Genomic DNA, 13,142 nt, shown 5'->3' on the forward strand with positions numbered 1-13,142 from the left:
TTTCGGTCAACCCTCGCGCCGCGGAGTAAGCCTGAATTTTGGCTGTCATGAACCCGTCAAAAACAAATTCTACACGCGCGTCACGGCTGCTACGGCCGGGACCGGGAAACGGGGAGATACGATTGTGAAAACGAATACAAAGATTTGGCTCGCGGGTGTCGCGGCGCTGATGGCCACCACGTCGATGGTACAGGCGCAGGACCTGGCCGCGCTCGAGGCCGCTGCAAAGGAAGAGGGCATGCTGACCACCATCGCCCTGCCGCACAGCTGGTGCGGCTACGGCGACGTGATCGCCGGCTTCAAGGCGAAATACCCCGAGATCGAGGTCAACGAGCTCAACCCCGACGCGGGGTCTGCCGACGAGTTGGAAGCGGTGCGCGCCAACAAGGGCAACACCGGCCCGCAGGCGCCCGACGTCCTCGATGTGGGCCTCTCCTTCGGCCCGCAAGCCAAGGAAGAAGGCCTGCTGCAGCCCTACAAGGTCTCTACCTGGGACGAGATCCCCGACGCGGTCAAGGACGCCGACGGCTACTGGTACGGCGATTATTACGGCGTGATGTCCTTCATGGTGAACAAGGACCTGATCGACACCACCCCCGAGGACTGGTCGGATCTGCTGAAGCCGGAATACGCCGGCTCGGTGGCGCTGGCGGGCGATCCGCGCGCCTCGAACCAAGCGATTCTCGCGGTGCTCGCCGCGGGCATGGCCGAAGGCGGTGCCGCCGGCAAGGACGCAGGCTCGAAGGGGCTCGAGTTCTTCAAGCAGATGAACGAGGCGGGTAACTTCGTGCCGGTGATCGGCAAGGCCGGCACGCTGGCGCAGGGCGCGACCCCGATCACCATCATGTGGGACTACAACGCGCTCGCGGCCCGCGACACGCTGAACGGCAACCCGCCGGTCGACGTGGTGGTGCCGAAGTCGGGCGTCCTCGCGGGCGTCTACGTGCAGGGCATCTCGGCCCATGCGCCGCACCCCAACGCCGCCAAGCTGTGGATGGAGTATCTCTACTCCGACGAAGGCCAGAGCCTGTGGCTCAAGGGCTACTGCCACCCGGCGCGCTTCAACGCCATGGCCGCGGCCGACAAGATCCCGGCCGAGCTGCTCGAGGCGCTGCCGCCGGCAGAGAGCTACGAGGCCGCCTACTTCCCGACGCTCGACGAGCAGGCGGGCAACAAGGAAGCGGTTGTCGGCGGCTGGGATGCCGTCGTGGGCGCGAACGTCCAGTAAACCCCTGCGTCAGGGGCCCTTCGCGGGCCCTTGTCCCGTCCCGGCGCCTGCGGGCGAGCCGGGACGGGATCGTCGTTCCCAGTTTTGCCCATGTCCGGACCCCATGTGACTGATGTGACTTCCCCCCCGCCGAAGCGCCGCTGGCGCCCGAGCCTGACATGGCTGGGCCTGCTGCCCTTCGCGCTGTTCATCCTGCTGTTTCTCGTGATGCCGACGATGAAGATCGTTCTCGGGGCCTTTCAGCGCGCCGACGGCAGCTTCACCTTCGAGAACATCGCCGGGCTCTTCACGCCGTCGATCCTCTCGTCCTACTGGATCTCGATCAAGATCTCCGTCGCCTCCTCGGCCTTCGGCTGCCTGATCGGTTTCCTGATGGCGGCGGGCATGGTTCTGGGCGGGTTGCCGCGGGGCATCCGTTCGCCGCTGATGACCTTCTCGGGGGTGGCGTCCAACTTTGCCGGGGTGCCGCTGGCCTTTGCCTTCCTCGCGACGCTTGGACCGCTGGGGCTGGTGACCGTTTTCCTGCGCACCGAGTTCGGCATCAACCTGAGGGCCATGGGGTTCAACATCCTCAGCTTCTGGGGGCTGACGATCACTTACCTCTTCTTCCAGATCCCGCTGATGATCCTGATCATCACACCGGCGCTCGACGGGCTGAAGCGCGAATGGCGCGAGGCGGCGTCCTGCCTCGGCGCCAGCGGTCCGCAATACTGGCGCATCGTGGCGCTGCCGATCCTCTTCCCGACCATCCTCGGCACCTTCGCGCTGCTGTTTGCCAATGCATTTGGCGCCGTGGCGACCGCCATCGCGCTCACCGGCAGCTCGCTCAACATCGTGCCGATCATGCTGTTCGCGCAGATCCGCGGCGACGTGCTGGGCAACCCGCACCTCGGCTATGCCATGGCCTTCGGGATGATCCTCGTGACAGGGCTCGCCAACGTCATCTACATCATGCTGCGCATCCGCTCCGAGAGGTGGCTGAAATGACCAAAGCCGCGTCCTGGGCCATCCTGCTTCTGGGCCTGACCTATTTCATCCTGCCGCTCGTCGGCATGGTCGAATTCTCGCTGTCGATGCGGCGGGGCGAATACAGCTTCGACGCCTATGCCGCCGTGCTGGCCGACCCGCAGTTCCGCGAGACCTTCTCCTATTCGGTGGTGATGGCGCTGCTGACCATCGTCTTCGGCATCCTGTTGGTGGTTCCGACCGCCTTTTGGGTGCGGCTGAAACTGCCGCGCCTGCGGCCGCTGGTCGAGTTCGTCACCCTGTTGCCGCTGGTCATCCCGGCCATCGTCACCGTCTTCGGTTACATCCGGCTCTACAACACCTCGAGCTGGCTGCCCCTCACCGGTTCGATCTTCGGCACCAACCTGCTGCTGATGTTCGGCTACGCCATGCTGTCACTGCCCTACATGTACCGCGCCGTGGACACCGGGCTGCGCACCATCGACGTCGCCACGCTGACCGAGGCGGCGCAGAGCCTCGGGGCGGGCTGGGTCACCATCATCGTCAAGCTGATCCTGCCGAACGTGCTGGTCGCCGTGCTCTCGGGCTCCTTCGTGACCTTCGCCATCGTCATGGGCGAGTTCACCATGGCGGCGCTGCTCAACCGACCGGCCTTTGGGCCCTACCTGCAGCTGATGGGGGCCAACAAGGCTTATGAGCCGTTTGCGCTCGCCACCATCGCGTTCATCATCACCTGGGCCTGCATGGGGCTGATCCAGCTGGTCACCAGATTCACCAAGCACGACAAGGCGGGCCGATGAGCTTCCTGACGATTTCCCACTTGGAAAAGAGCTTCGGCGTCACCCGCGTCGTGAAGGACTTCAACCTCGAGGTCGAGAAGGGCGAGTTCATCTCGCTGCTCGGGCCGTCGGGCTGCGGCAAGACCACGGTGCTGCGCATGGTGGCGGGCTTCGAGACCCCGAGCGCCGGGAATATCACTATCGAGGGGCGCGAGGTGTCCAGCCTCAAGCCCAACCAGCGCAACATCGGCATGGTGTTCCAGGCCTATGCGCTATTTCCCAACCTCACCGTGGCGCAGAACGTCGGCTTCGGCATGCGGGTCAAGGGCGCGCCCGCGCGCGAGATCGCCGCACGGGTCGAGGAAATGCTGGCGCTGATCGGCCTGCCGGAGCTGGGCAGTCGCTACCCGTTCCAGCTTTCGGGCGGGCAGCAGCAGCGCGTGGCGCTGGCGCGCGCGCTCGCCCCCAAGCCGCAGGTGCTGCTGCTCGACGAGCCGCTCTCGGCGCTCGACGCCAAGGTGCGGGTCAGCCTGCGCAACGAGATCAGGACGATCCAGCGCGAGCTTGGTATCACCACCATCTTCGTCACCCACGACCAGGAAGAGGCGCTGTCGATGTCCGACCGCATCGTGGTGATGCACCAGGGCGTGGCCGAGCAGGTGGGATCCCCCTTCGAGGTCTACAACACGCCCGCCACGCGCTTCGTCGCCGGCTTTGTCGGCACGCTCAACACGCTCGATGCCAAGGTGCTCGACCCCGCCATCGGCCGGGTGAAACTGGGCGAGAACGAGATGACTCTGGGCCGCGCGATCCCGCCGGGCGAGGCGCTGCTGGGCCTGCGCCCCGAGATGCTGCGCCTTGGCGCGCATCCGGGCGAGGCGGCGCTCACCGGAAGGATCACCGAGCTCGACTTCCTCGGCTCGGTCATCCGACTGCGCATCGATCTGGGCGGGCAGCCGCTGGCGGTGGATCTCTTCAACACCACGCGGCAGGCGCCGCCCAAGGTGGGCGAGACCGTCTCGCTGGCGCTCAATCCCGCGGACGCGCTGGTGATCGGGGCATAGGCGCTGCGGCTCGGTGCGTTGGCAACTCGCACTCGCACCGGGCGGAACGTCATGCAAACGTCATCGGGCGGTATCACGACCGTCACAGATTGCGCTTACCCCGACGCCGAACAAGAACGGGGGACACCACATGTTCAAGACAACCGGAGTCGCGATCGGCTCGATGCTTCTCGCCTCGACCGCCTTCGCCGCCACCGACATCACCTGGTGGCACGGCATGGGCGGCCGCAACGGCGAGGTCATCAACGAGATCTCGCAGCAGTTCAACGCTGCGCAGGACCAGTGCCACCTCACCCCGATCTCGAAGGGCACCTACGAAGAGGCGCTTTCTTCGGGCATCGCCGCGTTCCGCTCTGGCGAGCAGCCGAACATCCTTCAGGTGTTCGATGCCGGCGCCGCGACGATCATCGCCGCCAAGGGCGCGACGATCCCCGCCGAAGACCTGATCAAGGGCGCGGGACAGGAGTTCAACCGCGAGCACTTCATCGCCGGCGTCCGCAACTTCTACGCCGACAGCGAGGGCAAGTTTATCGGCATGCCGTTCAACTCCTCGGCGCCGATCATGTATTTCAACAAGGCCGCTTTCGAAAAAGCCGGCGTGCAGCCGCCGAAGACCTGGGAAGAGTTCGAGCAGGTCGCACCCAAGCTGAAGGAAGCTGGCTACCTGCCGATGACCGCCTCGCAGCTGACCTGGATGATGGTCGAGAACTTCAAGTCGCGGAACAACCAGCAGTTCGCCACGAACAACAACGGCTACGACTCCGCGCAAGGCACCGAGATCATCGTCAACGACGAGAACCAGGTGATGATGTTCGAAAAGCTCAAGGCATGGGCCGACGAGGGGCTCTACGGCTTCTACGGCGCCGGCTGGGCCGACAACCTCAAGCCCTTCGAAGAGGGTGAGGCGGCGATGTGGATCGGCTCCTCGGGCAGCTTCGGCGGCCTGCAGAAGTCGGCGGATTTCGACTTCGGCGCGGTCTTCATGCCCTATTGGGACAGCATCGAGGGCGCCGGCACCCAGAGCTTCATCGGCGGCGCGGCGCTCTTTGCCATGGCCGGCAAGCCGGAAGAGCAGAACACCTGCACGGCTGAGTTCTTCTCCTTCCTGACCTCGCCGGAAACGCAGGTCTACTGGCACAAGAACACCGGCTACGTGCCGATCACCGAGGCCGCCTACGAGATGGCCAAGGGCGAGGGCTATTACGACGAGCAGCCGGTGGCCGAGGTCGGCATCCAGCAGCTGATGCTGGAGGGCGGTGAGTGGTCGAAGGGCTACCGCCTGGGCTTCTACCCGCAGATCCGCACCGTGATGGAACGCGAGTTCAACCGCATCTTCTCGGGCGAGACCGAGGTGAAGGCGGCCTTCGACACCATCCAGCAAGAGGGCAACGCGCTGCTCGCGCGCTTCGCCAAGACCGCCAACTAAGGACCGGCTCCGCCGAGTTCCGGGGTCCCGGGCATTCGCCCGGGGCCCCGATGCCATTGCCGCGCCGCGCGGCGGCGCCTTTCCCGATCAGGACACAGCCCGTGACCGATACCCCGCTCAACATGGTGGAGGCCGACCAGACGCTGGTCATGCGCCTCCGCGCCTGGTGGTCCGGCGAGACCGCCAATCCCGCCAAGCGCGTGCAGTTCGACCGCCCGCTCACTCCCTGGCTCTTCCTGCTGCCGCAGCTCGCGGTGGTGGTGATCTTCTTCTACTGGCCTTCAGTGCAGGCGGTGACCTCCTCCTTCTACCTCGAAGACCCTTTCGGCTTCGGCTCGACCTTCGTTGGGATGGAGAATTACACCGACGCGCTGAACAGCTCGGAATACCTTGGCACAGCCGCCTTCACGGCCTTTTTCTGCGTGGTGGTCACCGCGCTGGCGCTGAGCATCGGCCTCTTGCTCGCGGTCAAGGCCGACAAGGTGATCCGCGGCGCCGAGAGCTACAAGACGCTGCTGATCTCGGTCTATGCCATCGCGCCGCCGGTCGCCGGGCTCATCGGCATGATGTTCTTCGACATGCACATGGGGCCGCTGAAGGATCTCGCGGCCTGGTTCGGCTACGACCTGAAGGTCGGCATCAACTACTGGGACACCGCCACCGCGCTCATCGTGATCGCCGTGTGGAAACAGATCCCCTACAACTTCATCTTCTTCCTGTCGGGGCTGCAGTCGGTGCCTGTCTCGGTGCGCGAGGCGGCGCTGATCGACGCGCAGTCGGGCTGGCGGCGGTTCTGGGACATCACCCTGCCGCTTCTGGCGCCCACCGCCTTCTTCCTTCTGGTGATCAACATCACCTACACGATGTTCGACACCTTTCCGATCATCGACGTCATCGTGAAGGACAAGCCCGCCAACAACCCGATGACGCTGGTCTACAAGGTCTATCTCGACGGGTTCAAAGGCAATGACATCGGCGGCAGCTCGGCGCAGTCGGTGATCTTGATGGGCGTCGTGGCGCTGCTGACCGTGCTGCAGTTCCGCTTCCTCGAACGCCGCGTGCACTACGGATGATCCCATGCAGAAGATAAAACCCTTCGATCACCTGATCCTCATTCTTGGCGTGCTGTTTCTCTGCGCACCGGTGGTGATGGCGCTGATGTCCTCGACCCATGCGGCGATCGACATCCACTCCAACGGCCTGTCGCTGCTGCCCGGCGGCAATGGCGTAGAGACCTACACCAAGGTGCTGACCCACAAGGGCGGCTTCACCGGCGACGTCACCGGCCTTTTGATGCTGCGCAACTCGCTGATCATGGGGCTCGGCTTCGCGGTGGGAAAGATCGCGCTGTCGATGATGGCCGCCTACGCGCTGGTCTACTTCCGCTTCCGCTTCGCGACGCTGCTCTTCTGGGCCATCTTCGCGACGCTGCTGCTGCCGCTGGAAGTGCGGATCATGCCCTCCTATCAGGTGATGTCCGAACTGCACCTGCTCAACACCTACACCGGACTCATCGTGCCGCTGCTGGCCTCGGCCACGGGCACCTTCTTTTTCCGGCAGTTCTTCCGCTCGGTGCCGGATGAGCTCTTGGAGGCGGCGCGGATCGACGGGGCAGGGCCGTTGAAGTTCTTCATCGACGTGCTTGTGCCGCTGTCGAAAACCATGATGGCGGCGATCTTCATCATCATGTTCATCTACGGCTGGAACCAGTACCTCTGGCCGCTGCTGATGACCACGGACGAGAGCTTCTACACGCTCATGCGCGGCATCAAGTCGATCCTGCAGGTCTGGGTCGGCAGCCAGATCCCCGATTACAACGAAGCCTTTGCCCTCGCGGTGCTGGCCATGATCCCCCCGGTTGCCGTGGTGGTGATCTTCCAGCGCATGTTCATCAAGGGCCTGACGGAAAGCGATAAATAATGGCTGAACTTACTCTCAGGTCGGTCGGCAAGACCTACACCGGCGGCGTCGATGCGGTCTCGGACGTGACCATCGACATCGCGGACGGCGAATTCATCGTTCTGGTCGGCCCGTCGGGCTGCGGCAAGTCCACGCTGCTGCGCATGGTCGCAGGGCTCGAGACGGTGACCTGCGGCGACGTGCATATCGGGGGTCGGCGGGTCAATGACCTCGACCCGGCCGAGCGCGACATCGCCATGGTGTTCCAGAACTATGCCCTCTACCCGCACATGTCGGTGCGCGACAACATGGCCTATGGGCTCAAGAACCGCGGCGAGAGCAAGGCGGTCATCGAGGAGCGCGTGGCCGAGGCGGCGCGGATGCTCGAGCTTGGCCAGTACCTCGACCGCAAGCCGCGCGCGCTCTCGGGCGGGCAGCGGCAGCGAGTGGCCATGGGCCGCGCCATCGTGCGCCAGCCCGCGGCCTTTCTCTTCGACGAGCCGCTGTCGAACCTCGACGCCAAGCTGCGGGTGTCGATGCGCATGGAGATTCGCAAGCTGCAGCAACGGCTCGGGACGACCTCGCTCTACGTGACCCACGACCAACTCGAAGCGATGACGCTGGCCGATCGTTTGGTGGTGCTGAACGGGGGCCGCGTCGAGCAGATCGGCGCGCCGCTCGAGGTCTACCGCAAGCCCGCCTCGACCTTTGTCGCCTCCTTCATCGGGGCGCCCGCCATGAGCCTTCTCGACGCCTGCATCGAGGGCGGTCGACTGCTGCTCGAGGGGCAGGCGCTGGCGACGCTCGGCAACGCGCCGGGACCGGTCACGCTTGGCCTGCGCGCAGAGGATCTGCGCATCGCCGCGGCCGGCCTGCCGATGCGGGTGGACTACGTCGAGGAACTCGGCGCGCAGCGCGTCATCCACGGCATGGTCGGTGATCAGGCGCTGGCGGTCACCGACGCGCATGACGCGCCGCTCGGCCCGGAGGTGCGGATCGCGGTCGATCCCTCGAAGCTGCATCTCTTCGACGCGCGCACCGGGCGCCGGATGGACAAGCGGCTGGAGCTCATCGCCGAGCCTGCGCAATGATCCCCGAAACCACTGTCGCACTGCCGGTGCCCGGTCCCGACGACTTGGCCATCGGTGCATTGCCGCGCGAGGTCGCGGTGCACGATGCGCATATGGCCACGGTGCCCGGTATGGGTCTGATCGAGGTCGGGGGGGCGGCGCCGAACGCCCCCCTCGCGCTGCCGCTCACCGTTGGCGCCTGGAACCTCGAGCGCTGCCTCTTCCCCGAGGCCTCGGCGGCCCATGCCGGCGACTGTGACCTTCTGCTGCTGTCCGAGATGGACCATGGCATGGCGCGCACCAAGCAGCGCAACACGACTGCGGTCATGGCGGCGGAGCGGGGCATGGCCTATGCCTACGCGGTGGAGTTCCTAGAGCTGGGGCTCGGCTCGCCCATCGAGCGCCAGTTCTGCGACGACGCGCACAACGCGCTTGGCTACCACGGCAACGGGCTCTTGGCGCGCGGCGTGCTGCACGCGCCCTTCGCGCTGCGGCTCTGGGGCAGGCGCCAATGGTTCTTCGATGACGAACAGCCGCGGCTCGGCGAGCGCATCGCGGTGGGCGCCCGGATCGAGACCGCCGAGGGGCCGTTCCTCGCCGTCTCGACCCATCTCGAAAGTGCCTGCGGCCCTGCGCACCGCGAAGCGCAGGTGGCGGGGCTGATCACGGCGCTGAATGCCGCGTTCCCCGGTCTTCCGGTGCTGATCGGCGGCGATCTCAACACCGGCAACCACGCCGGCGGCGATTGGCGCGCGGAGGGGCTCTTCGACGTCGCCCGCGCCGCGGGCTACAGCGTGCACGGCGGGCGGGAGGACCAGACGACCACCCGCCCGAGCCTGATCACCCGCTGGCCGGAAAGGGCGATGAAGCTCGACTGGTTCCTTGCGCGGGGCCTGCGCCTTGGCCCGGTGGAGATCCGTTCTTCGCTCGGGCCGGACGGCACACCGCTTTCGGACCACGACCTCATCGTCACGCGGATCGAGGGGCTCGCGGGCCGCTAGGCCCGCAGCACGCCTTTCTTGAGGATGAGGTTGGCGTAGTGCCGCCTTTCTCCTGTGGCGACGACCGCATAGGCCTGCTCTGCGCGATCGTAGAAGTCGAAGCGGTCGATCTGCGCAACCGTCACCGGCTTGCCCTCGGCCGCGGCAAGGAGGCGGTCGAAGTCGTCGAAGATCTCGGGTCGCCCGTTGGGGCAGGCCATGACCGCGGCGGGGGCCGCGACGAAATCGTCGAGCGGGAAGAGCGACAGGATCGCCTCTGCGGCGCAGTCGATGCCGATCCCGGGCAGGCGCACCAGCCGCTGCGCGGCCCGCGCGGCGGGGAAATTGGCGTCGACCAGGACGATCTCGTCGCCGTGGCCCATGTCGCTCAGGATGGCGAGAAGCTCGCCGGTCATCAGCGGGTCTATGGTCTTTAGTATGGTGTTCTCCGGCAGCACTGTGTCTGGCGCAGGCGACAGCAGGACGCTGCGGGGCGCAACCGGAAAATTCTCCGGGCCGCGGAACCAACCCGCTCGCCGGGCGTTGTACGGGATCGGGACAAAACAGAGACAGTAGGTCAGGCCGGGTGAAGGATATTGTAGACGACCGGGAGGTGCTCCGGGACAGCAACCTGAGGGATGCGCTGCGCAACGCCACCTCCGGCCCGCACCAGCGTCTGGACGTGGAGCTTTCCCGTCTGGACCTGGCAGACGACCAGGACCGCCGGGCCTTCTGCATGGTGCAGAGGCGCGGTTTTTCGCGTCTGGCCGAGGCCTGCGGCTGGGATGCCGCCGAGGCGACCACCGCATTGCGCGACACGCTCGAGGCGCTCGACGACGATCTCGGCTCGGCGCCCGCGTCGGGACCGGGCCTAGACCTGCCGCTTCACCGCGACGCGGTGGCCTATCTGATGCTTGGCTCGCAGCTCGGCACGGCGGTGCTGCGCCGCCGCTTGCCTGAACCGCCCCTTCGCGGCTTTTTCGCGTTGACCGGCGATCGCGGCGCCTGGCGGGCCTTCTGCCAGCGGCTTGCCACGCAACCGGTCGATGGCCCCGAGGCGCAGCGCGTGCTGCGCGACGCCATCCGCGCCTTTTCCATATTCGAACACGAAGCACGCGCGCTCCTTTCGGCGCTTGCCGACGGAGCACTATGAACGATTCCTTCATCTCGACCGATACACCCGTTGACCTGACCAACTGCGACCGCGAGCCGATCCATCTTCTGGGCAACGTGCAGAGCTTTGCGGCGCTGGTCGCGATCTCGGCGGATTGGATCGTGCAGCACGTCTCGCGCAACGCCGGGGCGCTGCTCGGGCTCGACGCCGAGGAAATCACCGGCCGGGTCTTCTCGGACCTGCTGCCGCGCGAGACCGTCGCGAAGCTGCGCGAGAAGCTCGGTGGCACCAGCCACGAGAACTCCGTGGCCCGGCTCTTTGGATTCGACGTCTTCGGCGACGGGCGGCTCTTCGATGTCAGCGCGCATCAGTCCGGGTCGAGCTTCATCTTCGAGTTCGAACCCAAGCTCCGCGAGGGCGCGCATGACGAGCTGGCGCAGGTGACCCCCATGCTGCGGCGGCTGTCGGCGCAGGGCGACCTTGCAGGCGCCTCGGAGGAGGCCGCGCGGCAGCTCCGTGCGCTCACCGGTTTCGACCGCGTGATGGTCTACCAGTTCGGCCCCGAGGGCGACGGCACGGTGATCGCCGAGGCCAAGGACGGCAACGACTCCGAATCCTACCTCGGCCTGCATTTCCCGGCATCGGACATCCCCCGGCAGGCGCGGGCGCTCTACAAGCGCAGCCTGCTTCGGCTGATCGCCGACGTCGACGATGAGGTTTCTCCCATCGTGCCGCCGCAGAGCCCCGAGGGGCAGCCGCTGGATCTGTCGCTGGCCATGTCGCGGGCGGTTTCGCCGATCCATCTAGAATACCTGCGGAACATGAGCGTGCGCGCGTCGATGTCGGTGTCCATCGTCATCCGCGGAGAGCTCTGGGGCCTCTTTGCCTGCCATCACCGCGCGCCGCGGCACGTGGACTACGAGCGCCGCACCGCCGTGGAACTCTTAGCGCAGTTCTTTGCCTACGAGCTGGAACGTCAGGAGGCCAAGGCCGCGAGCGAAACCGTCGGCCGGGCACAGCGGCTGCACGACCGGCTGATGATGCAGATCAGCTCGGGTGAGGGGCTGGTGGCGAGCTTTCCCAGCATCGCTCATGAAATCGGCAAAGTGATCCCGCATGACGGCATCGCGCTCTATTCCGACGGGGCCTATGTCATGCAGGGCAGTGCGCCCTCAAAAGAAGAGTTCCAAACCATCGCGCGGTTCCTCAACACCGCCGCCGCCAGCCGGGTCTATGCCACCGACAGCCTCGTCGCGCGGCTGCCCTCCATGGAGGCGCTGAAAGAAGAGTGCGCGGGGGTCCTCGCCATCCCGGTCTCGCGCACGCCGCGTGACTACCTCGTGCTCTTCCGCTCCGAGGTGGTGCGCCAGGTGAACTGGGCAGGCAATCCCAACAAGCCGGTCGAGGTCGGACCGCTTGGCGCGCGGCTCACCCCGCGCAAGAGCTTCGAGCTCTGGAAGGAAGACGTGGCGGGCCGCTCCGAGAGCTGGTCGCCGACCGTGCTGAAGGCGGCCGAGGCGATCCGGGTGACATTGCTCGAGGTGGTGCTGAAACTCTCGGACGAAGTCAACGCCGAGCGCAAGCGGGCGCAGGATCAACAGGAATTGCTGATCGCCGAGCTCAATCACCGGGTGCGCAACGTGCTGGGGTTGATCCGCTCGCTGGTCGGCCAGTCGCGGCAGTCGGCGCATACGATCGAGGAATTCACCGCCGCGGTCGACGGGCGCATCCACGCGCTGGCGCAGGCGCATGACCAACTGACCTCGACACAGTGGCAGCCGGTGGCACTGCGCGAGCTGTTGGCGGTCGAGCTTGGTGCCTATATCTCGGGCGAAGAACACCGGGTGTCGGTCACTGGCACGCCGGTGCTGCTGGCGCCCGACGCCTTCTCGACGATGGCGCTGGTGCTGCACGAGCTGGTCACCAACTCGGTCAAATACGGCGCGCTGTCGGTGCCCGTGGGTCGCGTCGACGTGGCCGTCGAGCGGCTGCCCGACGGGCTGGTGCGGATCGGCTGGGCGGAAAGTGGTGGCCCGGTGGTGCGCGCGCCCGAGCGGCGCGGCTTCGGCACCACGATCATCGAGAAATCCATCCCCTTCGAGCTCAAGGGAAGTGCCGAGGTGCATTTCGAAGTGACCGGTCTACGCGCCGAGTTCCTGCTGCCCGAGCGCTACGTGAGCGACTCCCCCGAACAGGCGCCGGCCAGCGTGCCGGAGCCGAAGGTTGCGGCGTGGGAAGCCGAAGGCCTGACGGGCGTCGCGCTGGTGGTCGAGGACAACATGATCATCGCCATGGACGCGGCCGACATCCTGTCGGACCTCGGCGCCGGGACGGTGCTCACCGCCTCCTCTGTGGCCGAGGCGCTGCGGATCATCGACGCGCATCCGATCTCGGTGGCGGTGCTTGACGTGAACCTCGGGTCCGAAACCAGTCTGCCCGTCGCCGAGATGCTGGCGCGGCGAGACGTGCCCTTCGTTCTGGCAAGCGGCTATGCGGGGCAGTCCGATTGGCTGTCGCGCTTTCCCAGCGCGCCGATGACCAGCAAGCCCTTCACCATCGAGACGCTGTCCAAGGCAGTCGGTCGGCTCATGGGTCGGGCAGAGGGATAGCAGTCTG

At 66.2% G+C, this 13,142-nt stretch carries 12 protein-coding genes; 11 read left to right on the forward strand and 1 reads right to left on the reverse strand.

Going from position 1 to position 13,142, the window contains the following annotated elements; all coding sequences use genetic code 11:
• The first annotated feature begins 169 nt into the window (after window positions 1-169).
• The 9 genes from CEW88_RS16255 (at window position 170) to CEW88_RS16295 (ending at window position 9,433) form a co-directional block, all read left to right on the forward strand.
• Window positions 170-1,228 (forward strand): ABC transporter substrate-binding protein, encoded by a 1,059-nt coding sequence (locus tag CEW88_RS16255; RefSeq protein WP_108968885.1) that lies wholly within the window; start codon window positions 170-172, stop codon window positions 1,226-1,228.
• 105 nt (window positions 1,229-1,333) lie between these two features.
• Window positions 1,334-2,215, forward strand: coding sequence for an ABC transporter permease (locus CEW88_RS16260; RefSeq protein WP_108969879.1), 882 nt, complete (start codon window positions 1,334-1,336; stop codon window positions 2,213-2,215).
• Window positions 2,212-2,994 (forward strand): ABC transporter permease, encoded by a 783-nt coding sequence (locus tag CEW88_RS16265; protein WP_108968887.1) that lies wholly within the window; start codon window positions 2,212-2,214, stop codon window positions 2,992-2,994. The genes CEW88_RS16260 and CEW88_RS16265 overlap by 4 nt, the downstream gene beginning before the upstream one ends.
• On the forward strand, window positions 2,991-4,037 hold the full coding sequence (locus tag CEW88_RS16270) for an ABC transporter ATP-binding protein (RefSeq protein ID WP_108968889.1): 1,047 nt from the start codon (window positions 2,991-2,993) through the stop codon (window positions 4,035-4,037). The genes CEW88_RS16265 and CEW88_RS16270 overlap by 4 nt, the downstream gene beginning before the upstream one ends.
• Window positions 4,038-4,167: 130 nt before the next feature.
• Window positions 4,168-5,463 carry an extracellular solute-binding protein gene (locus tag CEW88_RS16275; protein WP_108968890.1) on the forward strand — a complete coding sequence of 432 codons (1,296 nt, stop codon included), beginning with the start codon at window positions 4,168-4,170 and terminating at the stop codon, window positions 5,461-5,463.
• A 101-nt stretch (window positions 5,464-5,564) separates the two neighbouring features.
• The gene (locus tag CEW88_RS16280) at window positions 5,565-6,536 is read left to right on the forward strand and encodes an ABC transporter permease subunit (protein ID WP_108968892.1); all 972 of its coding nucleotides are present in this window, start codon (window positions 5,565-5,567) and stop codon (window positions 6,534-6,536) included.
• A 4-nt stretch (window positions 6,537-6,540) separates the two neighbouring features.
• On the forward strand, window positions 6,541-7,383 hold the full coding sequence (ugpE, locus tag CEW88_RS16285) for a sn-glycerol-3-phosphate ABC transporter permease UgpE (protein WP_108968894.1): 843 nt from the start codon (window positions 6,541-6,543) through the stop codon (window positions 7,381-7,383).
• Complete coding sequence (locus CEW88_RS16290) at window positions 7,383-8,453, forward strand: sn-glycerol-3-phosphate import ATP-binding protein UgpC (protein ID WP_108968895.1); 1,071 nt, start codon at window positions 7,383-7,385, stop codon at window positions 8,451-8,453. Before ugpE ends, CEW88_RS16290 begins: the two co-directional genes overlap by 1 nt.
• Window positions 8,450-9,433 (forward strand): endonuclease/exonuclease/phosphatase family protein, encoded by a 984-nt coding sequence (locus CEW88_RS16295; RefSeq protein ID WP_108968897.1) that lies wholly within the window; start codon window positions 8,450-8,452, stop codon window positions 9,431-9,433. Before CEW88_RS16290 ends, CEW88_RS16295 begins: the two co-directional genes overlap by 4 nt.
• On the opposite strand, the gene CEW88_RS16300 is transcribed toward CEW88_RS16295, so the two are convergent.
• Window positions 9,430-9,870, reverse strand: coding sequence for an RbsD/FucU family protein (locus CEW88_RS16300; protein WP_438839473.1), 441 nt, complete (start codon window positions 9,868-9,870; stop codon window positions 9,430-9,432). The genes CEW88_RS16295 and CEW88_RS16300 overlap by 4 nt on opposite strands.
• A 128-nt stretch (window positions 9,871-9,998) precedes the next feature.
• Between CEW88_RS16300 and CEW88_RS16305 the strand changes: the two genes are divergently transcribed.
• The gene (locus tag CEW88_RS16305) at window positions 9,999-10,565 is read left to right on the forward strand and encodes a hypothetical protein (RefSeq protein ID WP_159099644.1); all 567 of its coding nucleotides are present in this window, start codon (window positions 9,999-10,001) and stop codon (window positions 10,563-10,565) included.
• Window positions 10,562-13,135 (forward strand): HWE histidine kinase domain-containing protein, encoded by a 2,574-nt coding sequence (locus CEW88_RS16310; protein WP_108968901.1) that lies wholly within the window; start codon window positions 10,562-10,564, stop codon window positions 13,133-13,135. Before CEW88_RS16305 ends, CEW88_RS16310 begins: the two co-directional genes overlap by 4 nt.
• Window positions 13,136-13,142: the final 7 nt, after the last annotated feature.

The sequence above is a fragment of the Alloyangia pacifica genome (assembly GCF_003111685.1).
GTDB lineage: Bacteria > Pseudomonadota > Alphaproteobacteria > Rhodobacterales > Rhodobacteraceae > Salipiger > Salipiger pacificus_A.